The following is an 18,819-nucleotide window of genomic DNA, read 5'->3' as shown; positions in this document are numbered from 1 at the left end:
GTTTTCCAGCAGGATGCGGTTCTTTAAGGTTTGATGCCATCGTTCGATCTTGCCTTGAGTTTGAGGGTGATACGGCGCACCGCGAGAATGCTTCATGCCCTTGCCCTGCAGCCATTCAGCCAAGTCGCTAGAGACGTAGCTGGACCCATTATCGCTGAGCAGTCGCAGCTTGTGCACGACATGCACCTGATCACATCTAGACGCCTGCAATGCGAGGTCCAGCGTGTCGGTCACGTCCTCTGCCCGCATGTTCCCCTCTCGGGACATTGCTGCGCAATACCCTGCGGGGCAGTGGTAGCAGAGTTTCCATGAGACGATGTAGCGGCTGTAATCGTCGAGGACCGTGCTGAGATAGAACCAGCCCCACACGCGACGATGCAAGGCGGGACGTGTTCGAATACATCGAGATGTTTTGCAATCCAAGGCGCAAGCACACAAACAACGGCATGCTGTCGCCGGTTGACTATGAGATCAAACAAAGGAAAATGAACGAGGCAAGCGTCTAGGAAGCTAGGGGCACCTCAGTGAGCTGCATATGTACAGCCTTCATCATGGTGGGACTGGCGCTGGTTAAGGCGTTTCCTAACGATATCGGCAAGACCCAAACAACAGCTTTTGGGGGCCTCAAAAATCTGCACACCAAAGGCTGCTTTTGCTTAGGTGCTGTGACTTTGAGTGTGTCTAGAATTGCGCTTTAACTTGAACTTGTGTGACGGAATATGTTCAAAAACGTTTCAAATTGTCGACATTGTCCGGGCTGGTAGCTGCATTTGGTTTGACACGTGGGAATAAATTTTTATCATGAGGAAAGTCGTGAATCACTGTTTGCATAAGCGAATGTGAGTTTGTAATGAAAACTACACCTGATGATCAAACTTTAGGCCGGTGCCTTGGTAATAAGCGTTTTGCGGCATCAGGCGGTCGAACTGCACAGAGGGATACATAAGATGGGGCGCCCGGAAACCAACTTTGACAGTGTTGCTCAGATGAAGCCAGTTTTCGGAGACAGCACACGCCAGTGCGCTTTTGAAATTTTTGTCACCCCTGGATTTGCCGAAGCCGAGGTGTCTTCGGTCATAACAACATTGCGGACGGCCAACAGCGTTCTGGCGCAGCCATTGTTTTCGTGGACATGTGTGTCCGACACGCCAGGTTATGTGAGAAGCAGGGGCGGCATGATTGTTGACGCGAGCCCTTGTATAGACGACGCGGTTTCCGCCGAGACTATGATTGTGGTCGGCGGCGAAGTGGAGCAAAATCACGTCTGGCCCCGCAAAATGCGGTTAATGCAGCGCAGAATGCTGACTGTCGTTTTGTTGTCGGAGGCTGCGACCAACTACATCCGGCAAACCAATCCATCGGGCAAAGTCACGACGCACTGGCGTGAGGCGGCCAAGCTGGAAGAAACAGGGTGCTACCCCGCCCTAAGCACCAGATTCTCTGAAAAGAGCAACGGTGTTATCACCGCCGCTGGTGGGGGGGCGTCGACATCGGAACTGATCATCGGGTTGATCGCGCCGTTTTTGACCTCTGAACAGGTGGCTGAACTTGGCAACCGTTTGCTTTTGGGTGCCATTCGCCAAAGTGACGCGGAACAACCCAAACACATCGCGCACAACACAAGCCTGTTTGATGCACAGATCACTCAGGTATTGCGCAAAATGGAAGACAGTGTTGCGGATCCTTTGCCGATGTCTGCCCTTGCCGATGAGATTGGAATTTCCACCCGTCAGTTGGAGCGGTCCTTCAAAGCGTCGTTGAATGAAACGCCTGCAAAATTTTATAAGCGACTGCGGGCGAAACGGGCGCGGGTTATGATCGAAGAAACACTGCTGCCTTTGGTCGAGATCGCGGTGGCCACGGGCTTTGGGTCCAACAACACCTTGTCCAAGGCGATCAAAGATGAATATGGCCTGACCCCATCTAAAATGCGGGCCCGCAAATCGGTGCAATTGTTGCGGTTCGAAGCGGCTTAGGTCAGCGGACCAGTTTTTCTTGCAATACGCAGGGCAGGCTATATTCTTCACGGTAAATAAATATTCCACCCGTGCAACACGCCTTTGACGGAGCGCATCATGCTTGACGAACCCTATGCCAAAGTGCGGCCCGGCGCCCCACGCCCAAGCAAAATGTTTGTGCCAAGCCAGTTCACGCTGCCCCCCGGTACAGAACGCTACACCATCGAAGGAATGGGCGCGGCGCTTATCCCTGTGTCTGCAGGGGACCAGATCACAGTCATCAATGACGAAGGGGCGCAAATATGTGAGATCGTCGCAGCCGCGAAAAACGGTAAAGTCGATCCAAGCATCCTGGATGCCCCAGCCAACAGCCAAGCCGACGGATTGCGCAGGCTTTTGACAGGCAGTGACCAGTCGCTGCGCGGGCTGCGTATGGGGTTGGATGCGCGCGGTATCAACCTGCACGAGGCACCAGCTTTGCGCCTGTTTGATCCGCAGGCAACGGCCAAAGCCCAAGAGACCGTGCGCGTCACGCGCGACGGCAGCGTTATAGTCGCGGCCCCAGGCGCACCCATGGACATTGAACTGCAAAACACCACGACCCCTTTGACGGTTATGGTGAAGCGGGCCGTGTTGAAACAACATGTCGGTTTTGAACTGCCGGACCCGCTTGCCGATCCGCTTGACGATATTCGTGTCCATACACAAACTGCCGAAGCGTATTTTGTTAAAGCTGGTGATTACATTCAGATCTTGGACGTTGATGGGCGGCAATGCACTGATTTTGAATGCTTCTCTGCGCGAAAGCTTGATAAGGGTATCGAGCACGCGTTGGACGTCACAACCACACGTACCCTGATGGGGCATGCCTATCCGATGCCCGGTTTACATGCGAAATACTACGATCAGGAAATGTTGCCTCTGGTTGAAGTTGTGCAAGACACCTGCGGGCGCCACGACGCATTTGCGCTGGCGTGTTCCGCCAAATATTACGACGACATCGGCTACCCGGGGCATGTGAATTGTTCTGACAACTTCAACAGCGCCTTGTCCAAGTTCAATGTTGCGGGCCGTCCCGGGTGGATGGCGATCAATTTCTTTTTCAACACTTTCCTTGATGATCACGGGGTGATGTATTCGGATGAGCCGTGGTCACGGCCCGGCGATTATGTGCTGCTGCGTGCGCTCACGGATATTGTGTGTGTGTCCTCGGCTTGCCCCGATGACACCAGCCCGGCCAATGGCTGGAACCCAACCGACATCCATGTGCGTACCTATTCCGGCAAAGAAACCTTCCAACGGTCCGTCGCCTATCGCCCAACACCAGAATCAGAGCCTAAAATGACCAAACAAACCGGTTTCCACGACAAGTTCGCCCAGCACACGCGCAACTTTATCGAATACAACGGCTATTGGTTGGCCAACTGCTACGCCGACGCAGGCCCTATTGAAGAATACCACGCCTGCCGCGAAAAATGCGTCATTCTGGACCTGAGCCCGTTGCGCAAATTTGAAATTATGGGGCCTGACGCAGAAGCGCTGTGCCAGTATATTTTCACCCGCAACATGAAGACGTTGGCTGTGGGCGGCGTGGTTTATACCGCCATGTGTTATGAACACGGCGGCATGATCGACGATGGCACCGTGTTCCGTTTGGGTAAGGACAATTTCCGCTGGATCGGGGGCAATGACTACGGCGGCGAATGGATGCGCGAGCAAGCCGAAAAACTGGGTTTGAAAGTGTTGGTGCGTGCCTCGACCGACCAGATGCACAATGTGGCAGTGCAAGGCCCGGAAAGCCGCGATTTACTGCGCAAGATCGTTTGGACCGCCCCGCACAATCCCGAAATGGACCAGTTGGGCTGGTTCCGTTTTACGCCCGCGCGGTTGCACAACGAATCCGGCACCCCCTTTGTTTTGTCGCGCACGGGTTACACAGGTGAACTGGGCTACGAGGTGATGTGCCACCCCAAAGACGCCCCAGAAATTTTTGACGCAATCTGGGAGGCAGGTCAGGATCATGGCATAAAACCCATGGGTCTTGAGGCGCTGGATATGGTCCGCATTGAGGCAGGGCTTATCTTTGCGGGATATGATTTTACGGACCAAACGGACCCGTTTGAGGCAGGGATCGGTTTCACCGTGCCTTTGAAGTCCAAAACGGATGATTTTATCGGGCGTGATGCGTTGATACGGCGCAAGGAACACCCGATGCGCAAGTTGGTGGGACTTGAGATCGACAGCGCCATTGATGTGGGCCACGGCGATTGTGTCCATGTGGGGCGTGCGCAGGTTGGGGAAGTGACCTCTGCGATGCGGTCGCCGATATTGGGCAAAAATATTGCGTTGGCCCGCGTTGATGTGGCCCATGCGGCCGTTGGGACAGAGCTGGAAATCGGCAAACTGGATGGCCATCAAAAGCGTTTGCCTGCCGTGATCTCACCTGCGGTGGCGGCCTTTGATCCCGGCAAGGAACGCCCGCGTTCATGACCCGGATGATCGATCAAATCGGAGGGGAAGACGGCCTGCGCGAATTGGTCGGACACTTCTACGATCTGGTCGAAAGCGACCCGGCGGCTGCCCGTTTGCTGGAATTGCACATGGACGGCCACGGCCTTGCGCACACCCGTGAAGAACAATTCAACTTTATGTCGGGTTTCATGGGTGGGCGTCAGTATTATCTGGAAAAACACCGTCATATGAACGTGCGTGAATTTCACGCGCATGTGCCGATTTTTCAAGAAGATGCAGAACTGTGGCTGACAATGATGGACAATACGCTGCGTGATCTGGGGCATATGACACCGGCCACCACAAGGCTTAGAACCACACTGCGCCGTGTCGCTTTGATGCTGGTCAACAACGGAGAGGTCGCAGGCGCATGATACTCAAGAAACTGGTAAAATCTGTATGTGTGGCCGCTGCGGTTATGACATTGGCCACGGGCGCCATGGCGCAGTCGGTGAAACTTCAGGCTCACGAAATTGACGCTTTGCTGTCCGGTAATACCGCTGTGGGCAAATGGGACGGCGCAAAGTACCGCCAATACTTTGATGCAGACGGTTCCACCATCTATGCACAAAAGGGCGCACGATCGACCCTTGGGCAATGGCGCGTTGATGAAGACCGCGCCGAATACCAAAGCATCTGGCCACGAGATGCCGACTGGGAAGGATGGTATGTGATGGAATATGCAGGCGCCTTCTATTGGGTTAGCAAAACCACCCCACCAACGCCGTTTCGAGTGATCGAAGGTCAACAGTTGGGTGTAGAGTAATGCGGCGCGGTATGGGTGCCATCGCGTTTGTGGGGCTTGCTGCTATGGTAAATCCCGCGCTGGCGCACCCCATTTGCACCACGTTAGCCGATTTGGAAGTGACCAACGAAGACATCGATCAAAAGTTCGCCATGCCTGACAGGTCAGCTCATGCGGCGGGGTGCGTTGTATCGCTGAATCTGGATGGTGGCAGGTCGTTGCATTGCATATGGCGTTTCGATTATCGGGCGGCAAATGCGAAAAAAGCGTTTGAGATTCTTGTGGCCAAAGTGGCTGCATGTGGAGATGTCGCAGAGCAATTGGATCAAGGCGTCAACCATCCAGATTCATACGATTTGCGTCAGTTCACGTTGCAAGATCGGGGTGTCGCCGTGTCACTGAAAGACAAGGGCGCTTTGCAGCAAACCCTTGTCTTTTTAACCGTCAAGGACTGACGACCCTAGTTTTGTAGATAGACCTCAAGGCTGTCATCCAGTGCGTCTTTCCATGGCGTGTGGTGTTTGGGGGCCATGGTGCCTGTGATGACAGATTTGTAGCCATTGTCGCGGAAAGTCATGATGCCGGCCTTCTTATGGCCTTTCCACGCTTTGAACGCCTGACACGCACCCTCTACGTCAAAGGAGGGGTAATCGGTTTCCGCGATCAGTTCCTTGATGTAGTCGCCTTGATACCAGATGGCATCATAGTCATCTTCGCCCGCATCTTCGCGTGCGACACGGTCCGTGACATCCGCTTCCATTGTGGCACGATCGGGCAGGGTGATGCGGTCCATAATCACATCGCGCACCCACCAAGCCTGCGCATCGAACATGTTGAACGTGAACCACTGGTCTTGCATCCCAAGGTAAAACAGCGCCGGATTGTCTATCCAAGCCACACCTTTGTACAGATCGGCAGTGGCCAGTCGGTTGGCGGTTTTCAGACGTAGATCTTCGGCCATGAAAGGGAAATGGTGCTGGTAGCCCGTGCAAAGCAGTACGGCGTCCACATGGCGGCTTGTGCCGTCTTTGAAATGGGCTGTGTTGCCATCCACATGGGTCAGCAGCGGCACCTCGGCCCAGTTGTCGGGCCAGTCGTGGCCCATAGGGGCGGTGCGGTGTGACACGGTGATGGATTTCGCGCCGTATTTCCAGCATTGCGATCCGATGTCTTCGGCGGAATAGGACGTGCCGACAATCAGTATGTCCTGATCTTTGAACTCGAGCGCATCGCGGAAGTCATGCGCATGCAAAACGCGCCCCTTGAAGCTTTCGAAGCCCTTGAATTCCGGCACGTTCGGCGTCGAAAAGTGACCGGGTGCGCATATGACGTGGTCGAACTCTTCTGAGTACTCTTCGTCAGCCGGTAAGTTCTTGACCGTGACTGTGAACTTGCCATCTTCAAAATCAACGCGGCGCACCACAGTTTCAAAGCGGATCAAATCACGCACACCTGCCTTTTTGACGCGGCCTTCGATGTAGTCAAACAGCACGGCGCGGGGCGGGTAGCTTGCGATTTGTTTGCCGAAATGTTCCTCAAAGGAATAGTCGGCAAATTCCAAACCCTCTTTCGGGCCATTGGACCACAAGTAGCGGTACATCGAACCATGTACGGGTTCGCCGTACTGATCGACGCCTGTGCGCCATGTGTAATTCCACAAGCCACCCCAGTTGGATTGTTTTTCAAAGCAAACAATTTCCGGGATATCTGCCGCTGCATCCTTGGCGGATTGAAAGGCGCGCAACTGCGCCAGACCGGAAGGGCCCGCGCCGATAATGGCTATTCTTTTAGTCATGGGTGTCTCCGTATTTCAAAAAAACCAGCGTTAGATGTCGAGGGTGTTGTCACGTTCCCACTGGCTGAAGAAGGATGTGAAATCATTCCATTCCTGCATCTTCATTTTCAGATAAGCGGCTGAGAATTCTTCACCCATCATCGCCTTCAATCCTTTGTCTTTGTCGTATTCGCGCAAGGCGTCCAGCATGTTCAACGGCAGCTTGGGTGCACCGCGCACTTTGTGGCCTTCTGCGTACATGTCGATGTCGTGGCGCTTGCCGGGGTCTGCTTTGGACCGGATGCCCGACAGACCCGCCGCGATGATAACGGCCTGCAACAAATAGGGGTTCACCGCACCATCGGGCAGGCGCAATTCAAAGCGGCCAGGGCCGGGGACGCGCACCATGTGGGTGCGGTTGTTGCCCGTCCACGTGACGGTGTTGGGCGCCCATGTGGCCCCTGACATCGTGCGCGGCGCGTTGATGCGCTTGTAGCTGTTGACGGTGGGGTTGGTGATGGCGGCCAAGGCACTGGCGTGTTTCATGATACCGCCAAGGAAATGCTTGCCGCGCTCGGACAGGCCCAATTCGCCGGTCTGGCCTTCGCCTTCGCCCGCAAAGACGTTTGTTTTGGCATCTGCCCCCGGTGCATCCCAAACCGAGATATGCGCATGGCATCCGTTGCCTGTTAGCCCTTCGATGGGCTTGGGCATGAACGTCGCGCGGTAGCCGTGTTTTTCCGCGACGCATTTGGTCATAAACTTGAAGAACGAATGGCGGTCTGCGGTCTTTAGGGCATCATCGAAGTCCCAGTTCATTTCCCACTGGCCGTTGGCGTCTTCGTGGTCGTTCTGGTAGGGGTTCCAGCCCATTTCCAACATGTGATCGCTGATCTCGCGGATCACATCCAAGCGGCGCATAAAGGCCTGTTGGTCATAGCAAGGCTTGGCGGCGGTATCGAAGCTGTCGCTGATTTCTTCGCCTTGGGGGGTTAGCAGGAAGAATTCGGCCTCGATACCCGTTTTGACATGCATGCCTTCTTCGGCGGCTTCTGCGATAAGTTTGCGCAAGACGTTGCGGGGCGCTTGGGCCACGTCTTCGCCTTCCATGACGCAGTTTCCGGGCACCCAAGCGATTTCGCGGTTCCAAGGCAGGATGATCACGGCCTCCGGGTCTGGCACAGCCAACATGTCGGGGTGGGCAGGTGTCAGATCAAGCCATGTCGCAAAGCCCGCAAACCCGGCGCCGTCTTCTTGCATGTCTGCGATAGCACGCGCCGGCACCAACTTGGCGCGTTGTCCGCCAAAGAGGTCCGTAAACGAAATCATGAAGTATTTTACGCCATTGTCTTCGGCGAATTTTGCAAGGTCGGTGGCCATTTTAAGTTCCCTGTCGTTCTGAAAAAATGAGGGCGCGTGCATCGCTGCCGCGCCCTTCGTTGTGGTGTGATTTAGTAAGAGGTGCCGGGTTTGCCCGGATACCAATCGGTGCCTGCCAGAGGCACTTTTGCCATGGCGGCGGCTTCCATTGTCAGCGCCACCAGATCCTCGGGTTCAAGGTTGTGCAGGTGGTTTTTACCGCAAGCCCGCGCGATTGTTTGGGCCTCAAGCGTCATGACCTTCAGATAGTTCTTCAGGCGACGCCCCCCCTCGATCGGGTCAAAGCGTTTCATCAGTTCCGGGTCTTGCGTGGTGATGCCTGCAGGATCCTGACCTTCGTGCCAGTCATCATAGGCGCCGGCGGTTGTGCCCAATGCGTTGTATTCTGCTTCCCACTTGGGGTCGTTGTCGCCCAAGGCGATCAGGGCCGCGGTGCCGATTGCCACTGCATCCGCGCCAAGTGCCATGGCTTTGGCCACATCTGCGCCGGACCGGATACCACCGGACAGGATCAGCTGCACTTTGCGATGCATGCCAAGGTCTTGAAGCGCCTGAACGGCAGGGCGCACGATGGCCAATGTTGGCTGGCCCACATGTTCGATGAAGACGTCCTGCGTGGCCGCTGTGCCGCCCTGCATCCCGTCCAGAACAACCGCGTCTGCGCCTGCTTTGATGGCCAGCGTGGTGTCATAGTAGGGACGTGCCCCCGCAACCTTCACATAGATTGGCACTTTCCAACCGGTGATTTCACGCAGTTCCAGAATTTTGATTTCCAGATCATCAGGACCGGTCCAGTCAGGGTGACGGCAGGCGGAGCGTTGGTCGATGCCTTTGGGCAGGTTGCGCATTTCTGCCACGCGGTCGCTGATCTTTTGCCCCAGCAACATGCCGCCGCCGCCGGGTTTCGCACCTTGGCCCACAACAATCTCGATGGCGTCTGCTTTGCGCAGATCATCGGGGTTCATGCCATAGCGGCTGGGCAGGTACTGATAGACAAGCTTGCTGGAATGGCCGCGCTCTTCGGGTGTCATGCCGCCGTCGCCTGTGGTGGTGGATGTGCCAGCCATGGATGCGCCACGGCCCAATGCCTCTTTGGCGGGGCCGGATAGCGCGCCAAAGGACATGCCCGCGATCGTGATCGGAATATCCAGTTCAATCGGGTTGGATGCGTGCAAACCGCCGATGGTGACATTGGTTTCGCATTTCTCGCGGTAGCCTTCCAAAGGATAGCGGGAAATGGATGCGCCCATGAACAGCAGATCGTCAAATGATGGCACTTTGCGTTTCGCGCCGCCACCACGGATGTCGTAGATGCCGGTTGCGGCCGCACGGCGGATGTCGCTGTTTATATCTTGGGTAAACGTCGCGGACTGGCGCGGCGTTGTGTGGGGGATACCCTTGGGGTCATGTTTGTTCATTGTCGGGTGTCCTTAATATGCGCCGGCGTTGTCGACGTCGAAATTGTACAATGTACGGGCGGACCCATAGCGCGTGAAATCCTTTGGATCGGCATCTATACCGGCTTCGTCCAAAAGGCCTTGCAACAGCGTCAGATGCTCTTCACGCATCTCTTTCTTTTCGCAATCCGCACCCAGTGACTTTACGGAGCCGCGCACAAAAAAGCGGGCCTCATAGCAGCTGTCGCCCAATGCGTCACCTGCATCGCCGCACACCACAAGATTGCCCGACTGGCCCATGAATGCGGACATGTGTCCGATGTTGCCCTGAACGACGATGTTCACGCCTTTCATGGAAATGCCACAGCGCGACGACGCATTGCCTTTGACCACAATCAGACCGCCATGGCCCGTGGCGCCCAGATATTGGCTGGCGTCCCCTTCGATGACGATTTTGCCGGACATGATGTTCTCACCTGTGCCCGGACCGGCAGATCCGTCAATCTTGACAGTGGCTTGCTGGTTCATGCCGCCGCAATAGTAGCCGGTGGATCCTTTGACCGTCACTTCGATTGGGGCATCCAGACCGCAAGCAATGGCATGTGCGCCGCGCGGGTTTACGATTTCCCAGGCCGTTTGATTGGTGTCAGCGGACTGATCATGCAGCGTTTTGTTGGTTTCGCGCAGACCTACGTCTGACAGATCTATTGTTTGCATGTTCAAGCGGCCTTTTCGGTAGAGGTTGGGGCCGCGTTGTGGCTCCAAAAATAGACGGTTGCGGGTTCGGGTTCCCAAACACGGGCGGTTTCGATGCCCGGCAGATCGACAAGCGCGCGATATTCGGATCCGAAGGCCACGTATTGATCGGTCTCGGCCATGACGGCGGGTTTGCAAGCGATTGGATCACGCACGACGCCAAAGCCGTCTTTGGTGCCGACGACGAAGGTAAAGAACCCGTCCAGATCATCAAGCGAGCTTTGCAAGGCTTCGCCCAGGGTTGATCCTGTTTGCATTTTCCACGTGAGGTAAGCTGCGCCCACTTCGGTGTCGTTCTCGGTTTCGATGTGGACACCCAAACGGCGCAACTTGCGCCGCAAAGAGTTGTGGTTGGACAGCGAGCCGTTGTGAACAAGGCACTGATCCACACCGGTGTTGAACGGATGCGCCCCCATGGTTGTGACCGCAGATTCGGTGGCCATGCGGGTGTGGCCGATGCCGTGTGTTCCGCTCATTTTGCGAATATCAAAGCGTTCTGCCACATTTTTAGGCAACCCGACTTCTTTGTAAATTTGCAGTGTTTCACCGTGCGACATCACCCGAACGCGTGGGTTGATTTCCAAAAGTGCCGCGCGTGCAACAGGGATCTGGTCAGCTTGCATTTCAAGCACTGCATGGGTGTCTTGCACCTGCATTGAAACATTGCCTTTGATCTGTTTGCGCAAGGCTGAATCAAGGCCTTTGAAGTCGTCTTCTGGGCTGTCTGATTGGACCGTCAGCTTCGCCTTACCATTTGTTTCTTCGCCATAAATGGCAATTCCGGCACTGTCCGGTCCGCGATCTGTCATGGTGATCAGCATGTTTGTTAACATGTCACCAAGCTGCGGCTCCAAAGAGGCGTCTTTTAGAAATAGTCCTACGATACCGCACATAGCAAAGTTCCCCCTCGGGTCGGTGAATTCATCGACTCAAACGCTAGCATCAAAAAATCTGGCGCTCAACACTTAGGAAACTTTTTTTCACCTACGTGAAAAAAAGAGTCGCTTTGATTTCCGTCTCGTGTTTCATTTTTGATTAACACCGCGTCCGGTATACCGCGGTGAACAAAAGCTATGACAACGACAGGGGACGAAACGTGGAAGAACAGATTGCAGAATTAACCGCCCAAATTGCGGCGTTACAAGGGAGCGGCAGTACGACCAACCGTATGTTTGCCGAAACGTTTTACTATTTGACGATCCCGTTGATGATCATCATTCACGCAGGGTTTCTCGCCTATGAGATGGGCGCGTCACGACTTAAAAACGTGCTGAGTTCCGGTGTGAAAAACATCCTCGCTTTCGCATTCATGATCCCCACGTTCTATTTCTTTGGGTGGTGGATCTACTGGGGTTTCCCCACAGGCCTGACCTTTTCCGAAGGCCCTGCAGGCATTTCAGGCGCGGCCTATGCCAGTTCCATCGCTTTGGGCTGGGGTGATGCGGCGCAATACATGGGGCCGAACATTGCCGATCAGGCATCGGGCGTGTTCTTTGGCGCCTTTGCATTGTTTGCAGCCACCACGGCATCCATCATGTCAGGTGCTGTGATTGAACGTATCCAAACTGTCGGCTTCATCATTCTGGCCGTTGTGCTGGGCAGCTTTGCCTGGGTCGTCGCCGCCGCTTGGGGCTGGCACGCAGATGGCTGGTTGGTCACGAAATTTGGCTTGCATGACTTTGGTGCGGCAGGCCTTGTGCATGCGGTTGCCGGATTCTTTGCCTTGGGTGTTCTGATTAACCTTGGGCCGCGCATCGGCAAGTTCAACGCAGATGGTTCGGCCAACCACATTCCGGGTCACAACATGCCTTTGACGGTTGTCGGCTTGATGCTGATCATCGTGGGCTTCTGGGGTTTCCTTATGGCGTGTGTCATTGTTCCCGGCGAAGCGTGGAGCTGGTTCGGCGATAAAGCCGCCACAATCTACGGCACACCCATCACGCTGTCGGCGCTGTCTTTCAACATTTTGATGGCGGTTGCAGGCGGCATTATCGGCAGCTGGTTGTTCACCCGTGATCCGTTCTGGATGATGTCGGGCGCATTGGCAGGGATCATTTCCACGGCGTCCGGTCTGGACATCTACTTCCCTGCGCTGGCCTTCATTATCGCGTTCTCGGCTGGGATCATCCTGAAACCTTGTGCGGATTGGCTGGAACGCCGCGGCATCGACGACGCGGTGGGTGCGGTGACAGTTCACGGCACAATCGGTCTTTATGGTGTTGTTATGCTGGGCATCTGGGGGTCGGGTTATCCTGCCCTTCAAGGCGCTGCGGGCGAAGTGCCAACCATCAATTTGATGGGTCAGATCATCGGTGCGGTTGTCTTCTTCCTGCTTGGGTTCGTGCCGGGCTACGTTGTGTCTTACATCCTTAAGATGTTCGGCATGCTGCGTATCCGTGAAGGGGCGGAACTTGCGGGTATGGACCTCGTGAAGGTTCCGGCTGCGGGGTATCCCGAGTGGGACAATGATGTTCCTGTGACACCTGCCGAATAATCTCAACACTCAATTGAAAGGAACACATCATGTTTCCATATGAAGAAGCCTCATGGAGTGTCGTAGACGGCGCGATGTTTATGGGGTGGGGCGGCGCCTTGCCCGGGATCGCAACATTCGTCGCAGCAGCAATCTGCGTCGTGGTTCTGGTGATCGGACAAAAGTCGGAAACGGCGAAAGCCAAGAAATTCGACAAATAAGTCGGACGCATACTGAAACGGAAGGCCGCCCATTTGGGCGGCTTTTTGCGCCTTAATTTGCCTGACAGGAAAATAAATTGCACGAGAATGTTGCTTTTCAAAGCAAGCTGAGGCTCAATGTTGGCAACAAAAGACTCGAATAGAACAGGGAGAACATCATGGCCATTCTTTGGAGACATTCCGCGCTTGCGCACCGTCACGCCGAAATCGGCGGAGAGTTGGAAGACTGGAACGGCATGGGCACTGCGTGGTTCTATGACGACACGCCCGAACGCGCAAAAGCCGACTATGAGGCCATCCGCACCAAGGCGGGATTGATGGACGTCTCGGGTTTGAAAAAGGTACATCTGGTCGGTCCGGATGCCGCTTATGTCATTGACCGTGTCACCACGCGCAACGTCGAAAAAATCGCGCCTGGCCGGTCCACATATGCATCCATGCTGAACGCCGATGGCAAATTCGTGGATGACTGCATTATCTACCATCTGTCAGTGAACACGTGGCTGGTTGTGCACGGCACAGGCATCGGAATGGAGCAATTGACCACCGTTGCCGCCGGCAAAAACGTATCCGTTCTTTTTGACGACGATCTGCACGACATGTCGTTGCAAGGTCCGGTGTCCGTGGATCTGTTGGCCGCCGAAATTCCTGCCATCCGCGATCTGGCGTATTTCGGCATCATGCAAACGCGTCTGTTTGGTCGTGATGTCATGATCAGCCGCACGGGGTACACCGGTGAGCGTGGCTACGAAATCTTCTGCCGGGGTAAGGATGCCACGCATTTGTGGGACAGTATTCTGAATGCAGGCAAAGATATGGGTGTACGCCCTGTGCAATTCTCGACGCTCGATATGTTGCGCATCGAAAGCTATTTGCTGTTCTATCCGGGCGACAATTCCGAAACCTTCCCCTTCGACAACGATCTGTGCGGCGACACTATTTGGGAATTGGGTCTGGAGTTCACGGTATCCCCCGGTAAGACAGGCTTTATCGGCGCGGAAAACCACTATGCTTTGGAAGGCAAAGAGCGCTTCAAAATCTACGGTGTGCAGCTGTCTGATGGCGGCATGGCGCAAATGGATATGGGTGCGCGGATCATGCAGGATGGCAAAGACGTGGGTGTCATCACCTATGGTTTGTCCTCTGATCTGAACAACTATTCCGTGGCCATCGCACGATTGGACCCAAGCGCGGCCAAAGCCGGCACCAAGCTGACGGTTGTGCAATTGGATGGCACAGAGCTGGCAGCAACCGCAGAGGAAATGCCGTTCTACGATCAGGACAAAAAGGTCCGCACAGCAAAAGGCTGAACCAAATCAATAAAGGGGTGTCGCGCCGTGCGTGGCATCCCGTTTTTCTGTGACCCGAGGACGACAATGTCGAAATTCGAATTCCCCCCGTCCATCCGAAGCCGCCCTGTCTATGGCACTTTGGAAGAACGCCCTGGCAAGCACCACCTGATGATCGCAGACGCTGAAGGGGCCGAGGCCATCATGGATGTGGCCACCCCGGAGCTGATGGCGAAAACCCATATCATCTTTATCCCGCGCGGCACGGATTTTGCCGGTAAACTGCGCGGCTTGAACCCTGCGCAGTTCTATGAGGGGCCGACCTATCAAGCCTCAGTGCAGCGCATTCGCCGCGTTTTGCAAGATGCTCATATGGGGTTGCAGCTGTATTTGACGGGCACCGAAGGCCTGATGGGCCAAGCCCAGAATGAAGCCATGCAAGCCGGCATCCCGCACACAGCCATTCAGACAGAACACCGCGGCTCAACTGCGCGGCGTATGCAATGTGTGCACTGTAAAGGCATCACCGAAGATGTGGAAACGGATCCTTTTGTGTGCGCTCATTGCGGGTTGAACCTGTTTGTGCGTGATCACTATTCACGCCGTTTGGCCGCCTATCAGGGGGTATGTATCGACGCCGAAGATCCCGGCAACGTCCCTGCACCAAAAGGAATTTACGAATGAGCGGTGCCGAGAAAATCAATATCCGCGTCACTGAAAAGACCGAATTGAACGATCTTGTGACGCGCTTTCGCTTTGAACCCGTGAATGGCGGCTTGTTGCCCACGTTTTCCGGTGGCGCCCACACGGTTGTTGAGATGCAGGATGGTGCCATTACGCGCCTGAACCCGTATTCGCTGATGTCGGACCCTTTTGACCAATCCGCCTATACTATTTCGGTGCGCCGTGATGACGAAGGCCGGGGTGGGTCACTGTTCCTGCATAAGAACGTGAATGTGGGCGACGAGATGGTGATCTCGAACCCGGTCAATCTGTTCAGCCTGGATTTGCGGGCGAAAAAGCACCTGATGATTGCAGGTGGTATCGGCATCACGCCTTTTCTCGCGCAGATCAAGCAATTGGACCGCGCCCATGGGAACTGGGAACTGCATTATGCGTGCCGCTCTGAGGCGTTGGGATCGTACGTCGATTATCTGACAACCACCCACCCCAATGATGTGAACGTCTACTATGACGATCAGGGGCAGGCGATTGATCTGGAGACCCTGTTTGATGGACAGCCTTTGGGCACGCATATCTATGTGTGTGGTCCCAAAGGGATGATTGATTGGGTGCGCGGTAAGGCGGCAGACCTTGGTTGGCCCCGCGAGGCTGTGCATTACGAAGAATTCCTTGCGCCGCAACCGGGCAAACCCTTTGAGGTGAAACTGGCTGTGTCCAACAAAATTGTGCAGGTTGGCGAACAGGAAAGCCTGCTGGAAGCGATGGAACGGGTCGGTGTTGATGCCCCTTATCTGTGTCGTGGTGGTGCCTGTGGCATGTGCGAAACCCGCGTGATCGATTACACCGGTAACTTCGTCCACCGTGATCACTGGCTGGAAGACGATGAACACAGCAGCGGCGAAAAGATCATGCCCTGCGTATCACGATTTGAGGGCAAGACCCTCGTGCTGGACCGCTAGGGAGGCCCGCTGATGACCATTCAATTCAACGACGAGACGTTCCGCGACGACTATTCTTTCCACAACTCAGACCGTGCGATCCGGCGCTTTCCGTTTCCCTTCGACAAAGACAGCTACATGTACGCCGTCAACATGGAACAGCATCGCGGCGGGCCTGCGGATTCCGTTTACGAAAAGCGGTTTGATGTGGACGAACACTATGTTTCCGAAATGCGTGATCGCGCCAAAGTTTTGGCGGATGATCCGTTGCGCTGCCAATCCTTGCCGCACATGACGCTTGCAGGTTGGGATTTGCTGGAACTGATCATGGTGTCCAAATCCGAAGACTATCCTGATCTGTTTGAACTGCACCGCGACGGCGACCAATGGCGCTGGATCAACAAGCCGCTTGGCATTGACGATACATTCACCTTCATGGACGAAACCACGCTGCCTTACGGCCCGATGGAATACATCACGCGCCAATCGCAGGGTGATTTCGCAGTGCTTGATCAACGCGATGACAATCTGTGGATGGACGCAGGCATGATCACGACGCAGGCTGACTGGTCGTTGGATTTTGACATCGGTATGAACTTTTTTGAATGGCATGCGCCGGTGCCATTGGCACATGAAAAGGGGATTTTTGTTCGGGCGTTGAAGTTTCTGCTGAACATCCAGCAAGGGGCGCCCGCGCGGCGTTTGAACTGGACCATGACAGTGAACCCGCTTTTGGACACGAGCCCGGAAAACTACCACAAATGGGGCATTCAAAAGACGTCGCTAACGCCTGAAAACATTGGCGCGAAACAGCACTTGCGTGTTGAACTGCAAACATTCTTTCGCCTGCCGCGGTCCAATGCGTTGGTGTTTCCGATCCGGTGCTACTTGTGCAGCTTTCAGGACTTGATGACTGCGCCCAAATGGGGGCGGCGTTTGCACCGTGTGATCCGTGATTTGCCCGAAGAACTGGCGACGTACAAAGGGTTCATCGACAACCGTCCCATGATGTTGGACTACCTGTCGCAATTCGATGACGGGCTGCCGACGTCCAACGGTATCTGGCCTGAATTTGAGACAGAACCTCCATTGCAAAAGTGATCCGGAAATCTGGCGTCCATTAACTGAAAAATCAGGAAACAGCATCATTGTGGCCACATCGAAATCGGAGTGACCTAATGAAGGATGTGTTGGATAGCATTTTTTCGTCAGTTGAAGTGTTTGCCTATCGATGTGTGAACGATGACGACTACACGATGAAGGAAATGCACGGCGCCGTGGAATTGATTACGGGTTACGCGCCGGATGCAATTTTGGGCAACGCCCAGGTGTCATTTGTCGGACTGATGTTTGAAGAAGACAAAGAAAAGGTTTTTGCCGAAATTGATGCGGCAATTGAAGCAGGCAAAAACTGGGATGTGGCCTATAGGCTTGTGCGTCCCAACGGCGATCTAGTGCCTGTGCGCGAACGCGGCAATGCCGTGTTTCAAGATGGTGAACTGGTGTACTTGGAAGGGTTGATTGTCGGCGCCCAAGCCGAAGTCGATCTTCGCGATGAAATGCACGATATGTTGCATATGAGCCAAACAAAGAACGATCGTGTTCGGCAGGTCGTATCGCAGATTACGCGATCTTTGCGCCAATTGAACATGTTGTCGATCAACGCCAGCGTTGAGGCCGCGCGCAGTGGCGAAGCGGGGCGTGGTTTTGCCGTTGTCGCCACAGAGATGAAAGCCCTCGCCAATCAAAACGCAACATGGGCCCGCGCCATTTCAGACGAGCTACGATTGAATTCCTAGCTGGATCTATGTGCTTTGTGGATAGCTGATGATCGATAGGTAACGCGCCGGCAGTTCTATCAGGCGCTCAGGGCCATGTGGCGCGTCGGCATCAAAAAACAACGTGTCTCCGGGCTGCAAGCTGTGCACCGCATCACCGTGCCGATAGTCCACTTTGCCTTCAAGCATGTAGATCGTTTCGATACCGCCATGCTGGAAAGTTGGAAAGACGTCGGATTCTTCTGTTAAAGTGATCAGATACGGCTCTACCACGACGCCGGATGCGTTTGATCCGATGTGGCCCAAAAGAGTGTAGTGGTGATTTGCGCGCGTGCTATCACGGTCAATTTCCACGCCTTCGCCCGCAGGGGTATGAACGGCCTGCCGTGTTTCTTCGAAACGGCGAAAGAAACTGGTCAACGGCACAGAAAGCGCATTGGCGAGGGCTTGTAGCGTTGTCAGTGACGGGGATGTGTTGCCGTTTTCGATTTTTGACAACATGCCAATCGAAATACCCGTCATTCCAGACAGTTCCGCCACGGTGGTTTCTTGCTGACGCCGATAGTTGCGCACTTCCCGGCCGATGGCGACTTCAAGCACTTTTTCGCGCTCATTGTCGCGTGTGCGATGCGGGTCTTGGGAAAGGGGGGCAACCATATCTGAGTTATGCTTTTCAAAGTTCAAGGTGCATGCCTTTTATGCAGCTGTCACCGAAGCAACAATTTAAAACCCAGTCCCACTGACTTAATTGTAGCTGAAGTTTTCATAAATTGCAAAAAATATGAACCTGAGTGAAAAAAATGCCAGTTTTCTAAACTTTTTGAACGTAGCTCATTTGGACAAGGCATTTTGCCGAATCCTGTCGGTGGCCTGTATTGCCACAAATCGTCGTCTCTTTTGAAACGTCTAAGCGTA

The 18,819-nt window shown here is 54.7% G+C and carries 18 protein-coding genes and 2 pseudogenes; 13 read left to right on the top strand and 7 right to left on the bottom strand.

Annotated elements, in window-relative coordinates; translation table 11 throughout:
• Nucleotides 1–375 (bottom strand): annotated as a pseudogene (locus ABJL60_RS12385) (DDE-type integrase/transposase/recombinase); the annotation flags it as partial.
• On the opposite strand from ABJL60_RS12385, the pseudogene ABJL60_RS12380 reads away from it, so the two are divergent.
• The 6 genes and pseudogenes from ABJL60_RS12380 to ABJL60_RS12355 all read left to right on the top strand — a co-directional run.
• Nucleotides 366–506 (top strand): annotated as a pseudogene (locus ABJL60_RS12380) (IS3 family transposase); the annotation flags it as partial. The pseudogenes ABJL60_RS12385 and ABJL60_RS12380 sit on opposite strands and share 10 nt — an antisense overlap.
• A 441-nt stretch (nt 507–947) precedes the next feature.
• On the top strand, nt 948–1,976 hold the full coding sequence (locus tag ABJL60_RS12375; RefSeq protein WP_348374408.1) for a helix-turn-helix domain-containing protein: 1,029 nt from the start codon (nt 948–950) through the stop codon (nt 1,974–1,976).
• A 99-nt stretch (nt 1,977–2,075) separates the two neighbouring features.
• The gene (locus tag ABJL60_RS12370) at nt 2,076–4,448 is read left to right on the top strand and encodes a DUF1989 domain-containing protein (RefSeq protein WP_348374407.1); all 2,373 of its coding nucleotides are present in this window, start codon (nt 2,076–2,078) and stop codon (nt 4,446–4,448) included.
• On the top strand, nt 4,445–4,843 hold the full coding sequence (locus ABJL60_RS12365; protein WP_348374406.1) for a cyanoglobin: 399 nt from the start codon (nt 4,445–4,447) through the stop codon (nt 4,841–4,843). The genes ABJL60_RS12370 and ABJL60_RS12365 overlap by 4 nt, the downstream gene beginning before the upstream one ends.
• A complete protein-coding gene (locus ABJL60_RS12360; RefSeq protein WP_348374405.1) occupies nt 4,840–5,235 on the top strand; it encodes a hypothetical protein in 396 nt (131 codons plus the stop codon). The genes ABJL60_RS12365 and ABJL60_RS12360 overlap by 4 nt, the downstream gene beginning before the upstream one ends.
• Nucleotides 5,235–5,669 (top strand): hypothetical protein, encoded by a 435-nt coding sequence (locus ABJL60_RS12355; protein ID WP_348374404.1) that lies wholly within the window; start codon nt 5,235–5,237, stop codon nt 5,667–5,669. The genes ABJL60_RS12360 and ABJL60_RS12355 overlap by 1 nt, the downstream gene beginning before the upstream one ends.
• Nucleotides 5,670–5,674: 5 nt before the next feature.
• Here ABJL60_RS12355 and ABJL60_RS12350 read toward each other — a convergent pair whose 3' ends face one another.
• From ABJL60_RS12350 to ABJL60_RS12330, 5 genes are all read right to left on the bottom strand, one after another.
• Complete coding sequence (locus tag ABJL60_RS12350) at nt 5,675–7,009, bottom strand: NAD(P)/FAD-dependent oxidoreductase (protein WP_348374403.1); 1,335 nt, start codon at nt 7,007–7,009, stop codon at nt 5,675–5,677.
• A 30-nt stretch (nt 7,010–7,039) separates the two neighbouring features.
• Nucleotides 7,040–8,368, bottom strand: coding sequence for a type III glutamate--ammonia ligase (gene glnT / locus ABJL60_RS12345; RefSeq protein ID WP_348286503.1), 1,329 nt, complete (start codon nt 8,366–8,368; stop codon nt 7,040–7,042).
• A gap of 71 nt (nt 8,369–8,439) precedes the next feature.
• Nucleotides 8,440–9,786 carry an FMN-binding glutamate synthase family protein gene (locus ABJL60_RS12340; RefSeq protein WP_108827003.1) on the bottom strand — a complete coding sequence of 449 codons (1,347 nt, stop codon included), beginning with the start codon at nt 9,784–9,786 and terminating at the stop codon, nt 8,440–8,442.
• A 12-nt stretch (nt 9,787–9,798) separates the two neighbouring features.
• Complete coding sequence (locus ABJL60_RS12335) at nt 9,799–10,482, bottom strand: protein GlxC (protein ID WP_348286505.1); 684 nt, start codon at nt 10,480–10,482, stop codon at nt 9,799–9,801.
• A gap of 2 nt (nt 10,483–10,484) precedes the next feature.
• Nucleotides 10,485–11,414 (bottom strand): glutamine amidotransferase family protein, encoded by a 930-nt coding sequence (locus tag ABJL60_RS12330; RefSeq protein WP_348286507.1) that lies wholly within the window; start codon nt 11,412–11,414, stop codon nt 10,485–10,487.
• A 203-nt stretch (nt 11,415–11,617) separates the two neighbouring features.
• On the opposite strand from ABJL60_RS12330, the gene ABJL60_RS12325 reads away from it, so the two are divergent.
• The 7 genes from ABJL60_RS12325 to ABJL60_RS12295 all read left to right on the top strand — a co-directional run bounded on the left by ABJL60_RS12325 (nt 11,618) and on the right by ABJL60_RS12295 (nt 17,925).
• On the top strand, nt 11,618–13,015 hold the full coding sequence (locus ABJL60_RS12325; RefSeq protein ID WP_348286509.1) for an ammonium transporter: 1,398 nt from the start codon (nt 11,618–11,620) through the stop codon (nt 13,013–13,015).
• Nucleotides 13,016–13,044: 29 nt separating this feature from the next.
• A complete protein-coding gene (locus ABJL60_RS12320; RefSeq protein WP_348286511.1) occupies nt 13,045–13,215 on the top strand; it encodes a hypothetical protein in 171 nt (56 codons plus the stop codon).
• 158 nt (nt 13,216–13,373) lie between these two features.
• Nucleotides 13,374–14,525: an aminomethyltransferase family protein gene (locus ABJL60_RS12315; protein ID WP_348286513.1), complete on the top strand. Its 1,152-nt coding sequence runs from the start codon at nt 13,374–13,376 to the stop codon at nt 14,523–14,525.
• 66 nt (nt 14,526–14,591) lie between these two features.
• Nucleotides 14,592–15,188, top strand: coding sequence for a dimethylamine monooxygenase subunit DmmA family protein (locus ABJL60_RS12310; RefSeq protein WP_348286515.1), 597 nt, complete (start codon nt 14,592–14,594; stop codon nt 15,186–15,188).
• Nucleotides 15,185–16,147 (top strand): PDR/VanB family oxidoreductase, encoded by a 963-nt coding sequence (locus ABJL60_RS12305; protein WP_348374402.1) that lies wholly within the window; start codon nt 15,185–15,187, stop codon nt 16,145–16,147. The genes ABJL60_RS12310 and ABJL60_RS12305 overlap by 4 nt, the downstream gene beginning before the upstream one ends.
• Nucleotides 16,148–16,159: 12 nt before the next feature.
• Complete coding sequence (locus ABJL60_RS12300; protein WP_348286519.1) at nt 16,160–17,227, top strand: DUF3445 domain-containing protein; 1,068 nt, start codon at nt 16,160–16,162, stop codon at nt 17,225–17,227.
• Nucleotides 17,228–17,304: 77 nt separating this feature from the next.
• Nucleotides 17,305–17,925: a methyl-accepting chemotaxis protein gene (locus ABJL60_RS12295; protein WP_348286521.1), complete on the top strand. Its 621-nt coding sequence runs from the start codon at nt 17,305–17,307 to the stop codon at nt 17,923–17,925.
• A gap of 6 nt (nt 17,926–17,931) precedes the next feature.
• Here ABJL60_RS12295 and ABJL60_RS12290 read toward each other — a convergent pair whose 3' ends face one another.
• On the bottom strand, nt 17,932–18,561 hold the full coding sequence (locus tag ABJL60_RS12290; RefSeq protein ID WP_348286523.1) for an XRE family transcriptional regulator: 630 nt from the start codon (nt 18,559–18,561) through the stop codon (nt 17,932–17,934).
• Nucleotides 18,562–18,819 lie beyond the last annotated feature (258 nt).

It is taken from the genome of Ascidiaceihabitans sp. (genome assembly GCF_039986515.1).
In the GTDB taxonomy this organism is placed as follows: Bacteria; Pseudomonadota; Alphaproteobacteria; order Rhodobacterales; family Rhodobacteraceae; genus Ascidiaceihabitans.
Note: the sequence above shows the minus strand (reverse complement) of the source record. Positions and strands in the feature narration are given on the sequence as shown.

What these genes read in the sequence shown, in the direction of transcription:
- ABJL60_RS12365 (WP_348374406.1), top strand. Translation starts at nt 4,445, where the DNA reads ATGACCCGGATGATCGATCAAATCGGAGGGGAAGACGGCCTGCGCGAA.
- ABJL60_RS12295 (WP_348286521.1), top strand. Translation starts at nt 17,305, where the DNA reads ATGAAGGATGTGTTGGATAGCATTTTTTCGTCAGTTGAAGTGTTTGCC.
- ABJL60_RS12290 (WP_348286523.1), bottom strand. Translation starts at nt 18,561, where the DNA reads ATGGTTGCCCCCCTTTCCCAAGACCCGCATCGCACACGCGACAATGAG.
- ABJL60_RS12330 (WP_348286507.1), bottom strand. Translation starts at nt 11,414, where the DNA reads ATGTGCGGTATCGTAGGACTATTTCTAAAAGACGCCTCTTTGGAGCCG.
- ABJL60_RS12375 (WP_348374408.1), top strand. Translation starts at nt 948, where the DNA reads ATGGGGCGCCCGGAAACCAACTTTGACAGTGTTGCTCAGATGAAGCCA.
- ABJL60_RS12360 (WP_348374405.1), top strand. Translation starts at nt 4,840, where the DNA reads ATGATACTCAAGAAACTGGTAAAATCTGTATGTGTGGCCGCTGCGGTT.
- ABJL60_RS12315 (WP_348286513.1), top strand. Translation starts at nt 13,374, where the DNA reads ATGGCCATTCTTTGGAGACATTCCGCGCTTGCGCACCGTCACGCCGAA.
- ABJL60_RS12320 (WP_348286511.1), top strand. Translation starts at nt 13,045, where the DNA reads ATGTTTCCATATGAAGAAGCCTCATGGAGTGTCGTAGACGGCGCGATG.
- ABJL60_RS12310 (WP_348286515.1), top strand. Translation starts at nt 14,592, where the DNA reads ATGTCGAAATTCGAATTCCCCCCGTCCATCCGAAGCCGCCCTGTCTAT.
- ABJL60_RS12355 (WP_348374404.1), top strand. Translation starts at nt 5,235, where the DNA reads ATGCGGCGCGGTATGGGTGCCATCGCGTTTGTGGGGCTTGCTGCTATG.
- glnT (WP_348286503.1), bottom strand. Translation starts at nt 8,368, where the DNA reads ATGGCCACCGACCTTGCAAAATTCGCCGAAGACAATGGCGTAAAATAC.
- ABJL60_RS12305 (WP_348374402.1), top strand. Translation starts at nt 15,185, where the DNA reads ATGAGCGGTGCCGAGAAAATCAATATCCGCGTCACTGAAAAGACCGAA.
- ABJL60_RS12350 (WP_348374403.1), bottom strand. Translation starts at nt 7,009, where the DNA reads ATGACTAAAAGAATAGCCATTATCGGCGCGGGCCCTTCCGGTCTGGCG.
- ABJL60_RS12370 (WP_348374407.1), top strand. Translation starts at nt 2,076, where the DNA reads ATGCTTGACGAACCCTATGCCAAAGTGCGGCCCGGCGCCCCACGCCCA.
- ABJL60_RS12340 (WP_108827003.1), bottom strand. Translation starts at nt 9,786, where the DNA reads ATGAACAAACATGACCCCAAGGGTATCCCCCACACAACGCCGCGCCAG.
- ABJL60_RS12335 (WP_348286505.1), bottom strand. Translation starts at nt 10,482, where the DNA reads ATGCAAACAATAGATCTGTCAGACGTAGGTCTGCGCGAAACCAACAAA.
- ABJL60_RS12300 (WP_348286519.1), top strand. Translation starts at nt 16,160, where the DNA reads ATGACCATTCAATTCAACGACGAGACGTTCCGCGACGACTATTCTTTC.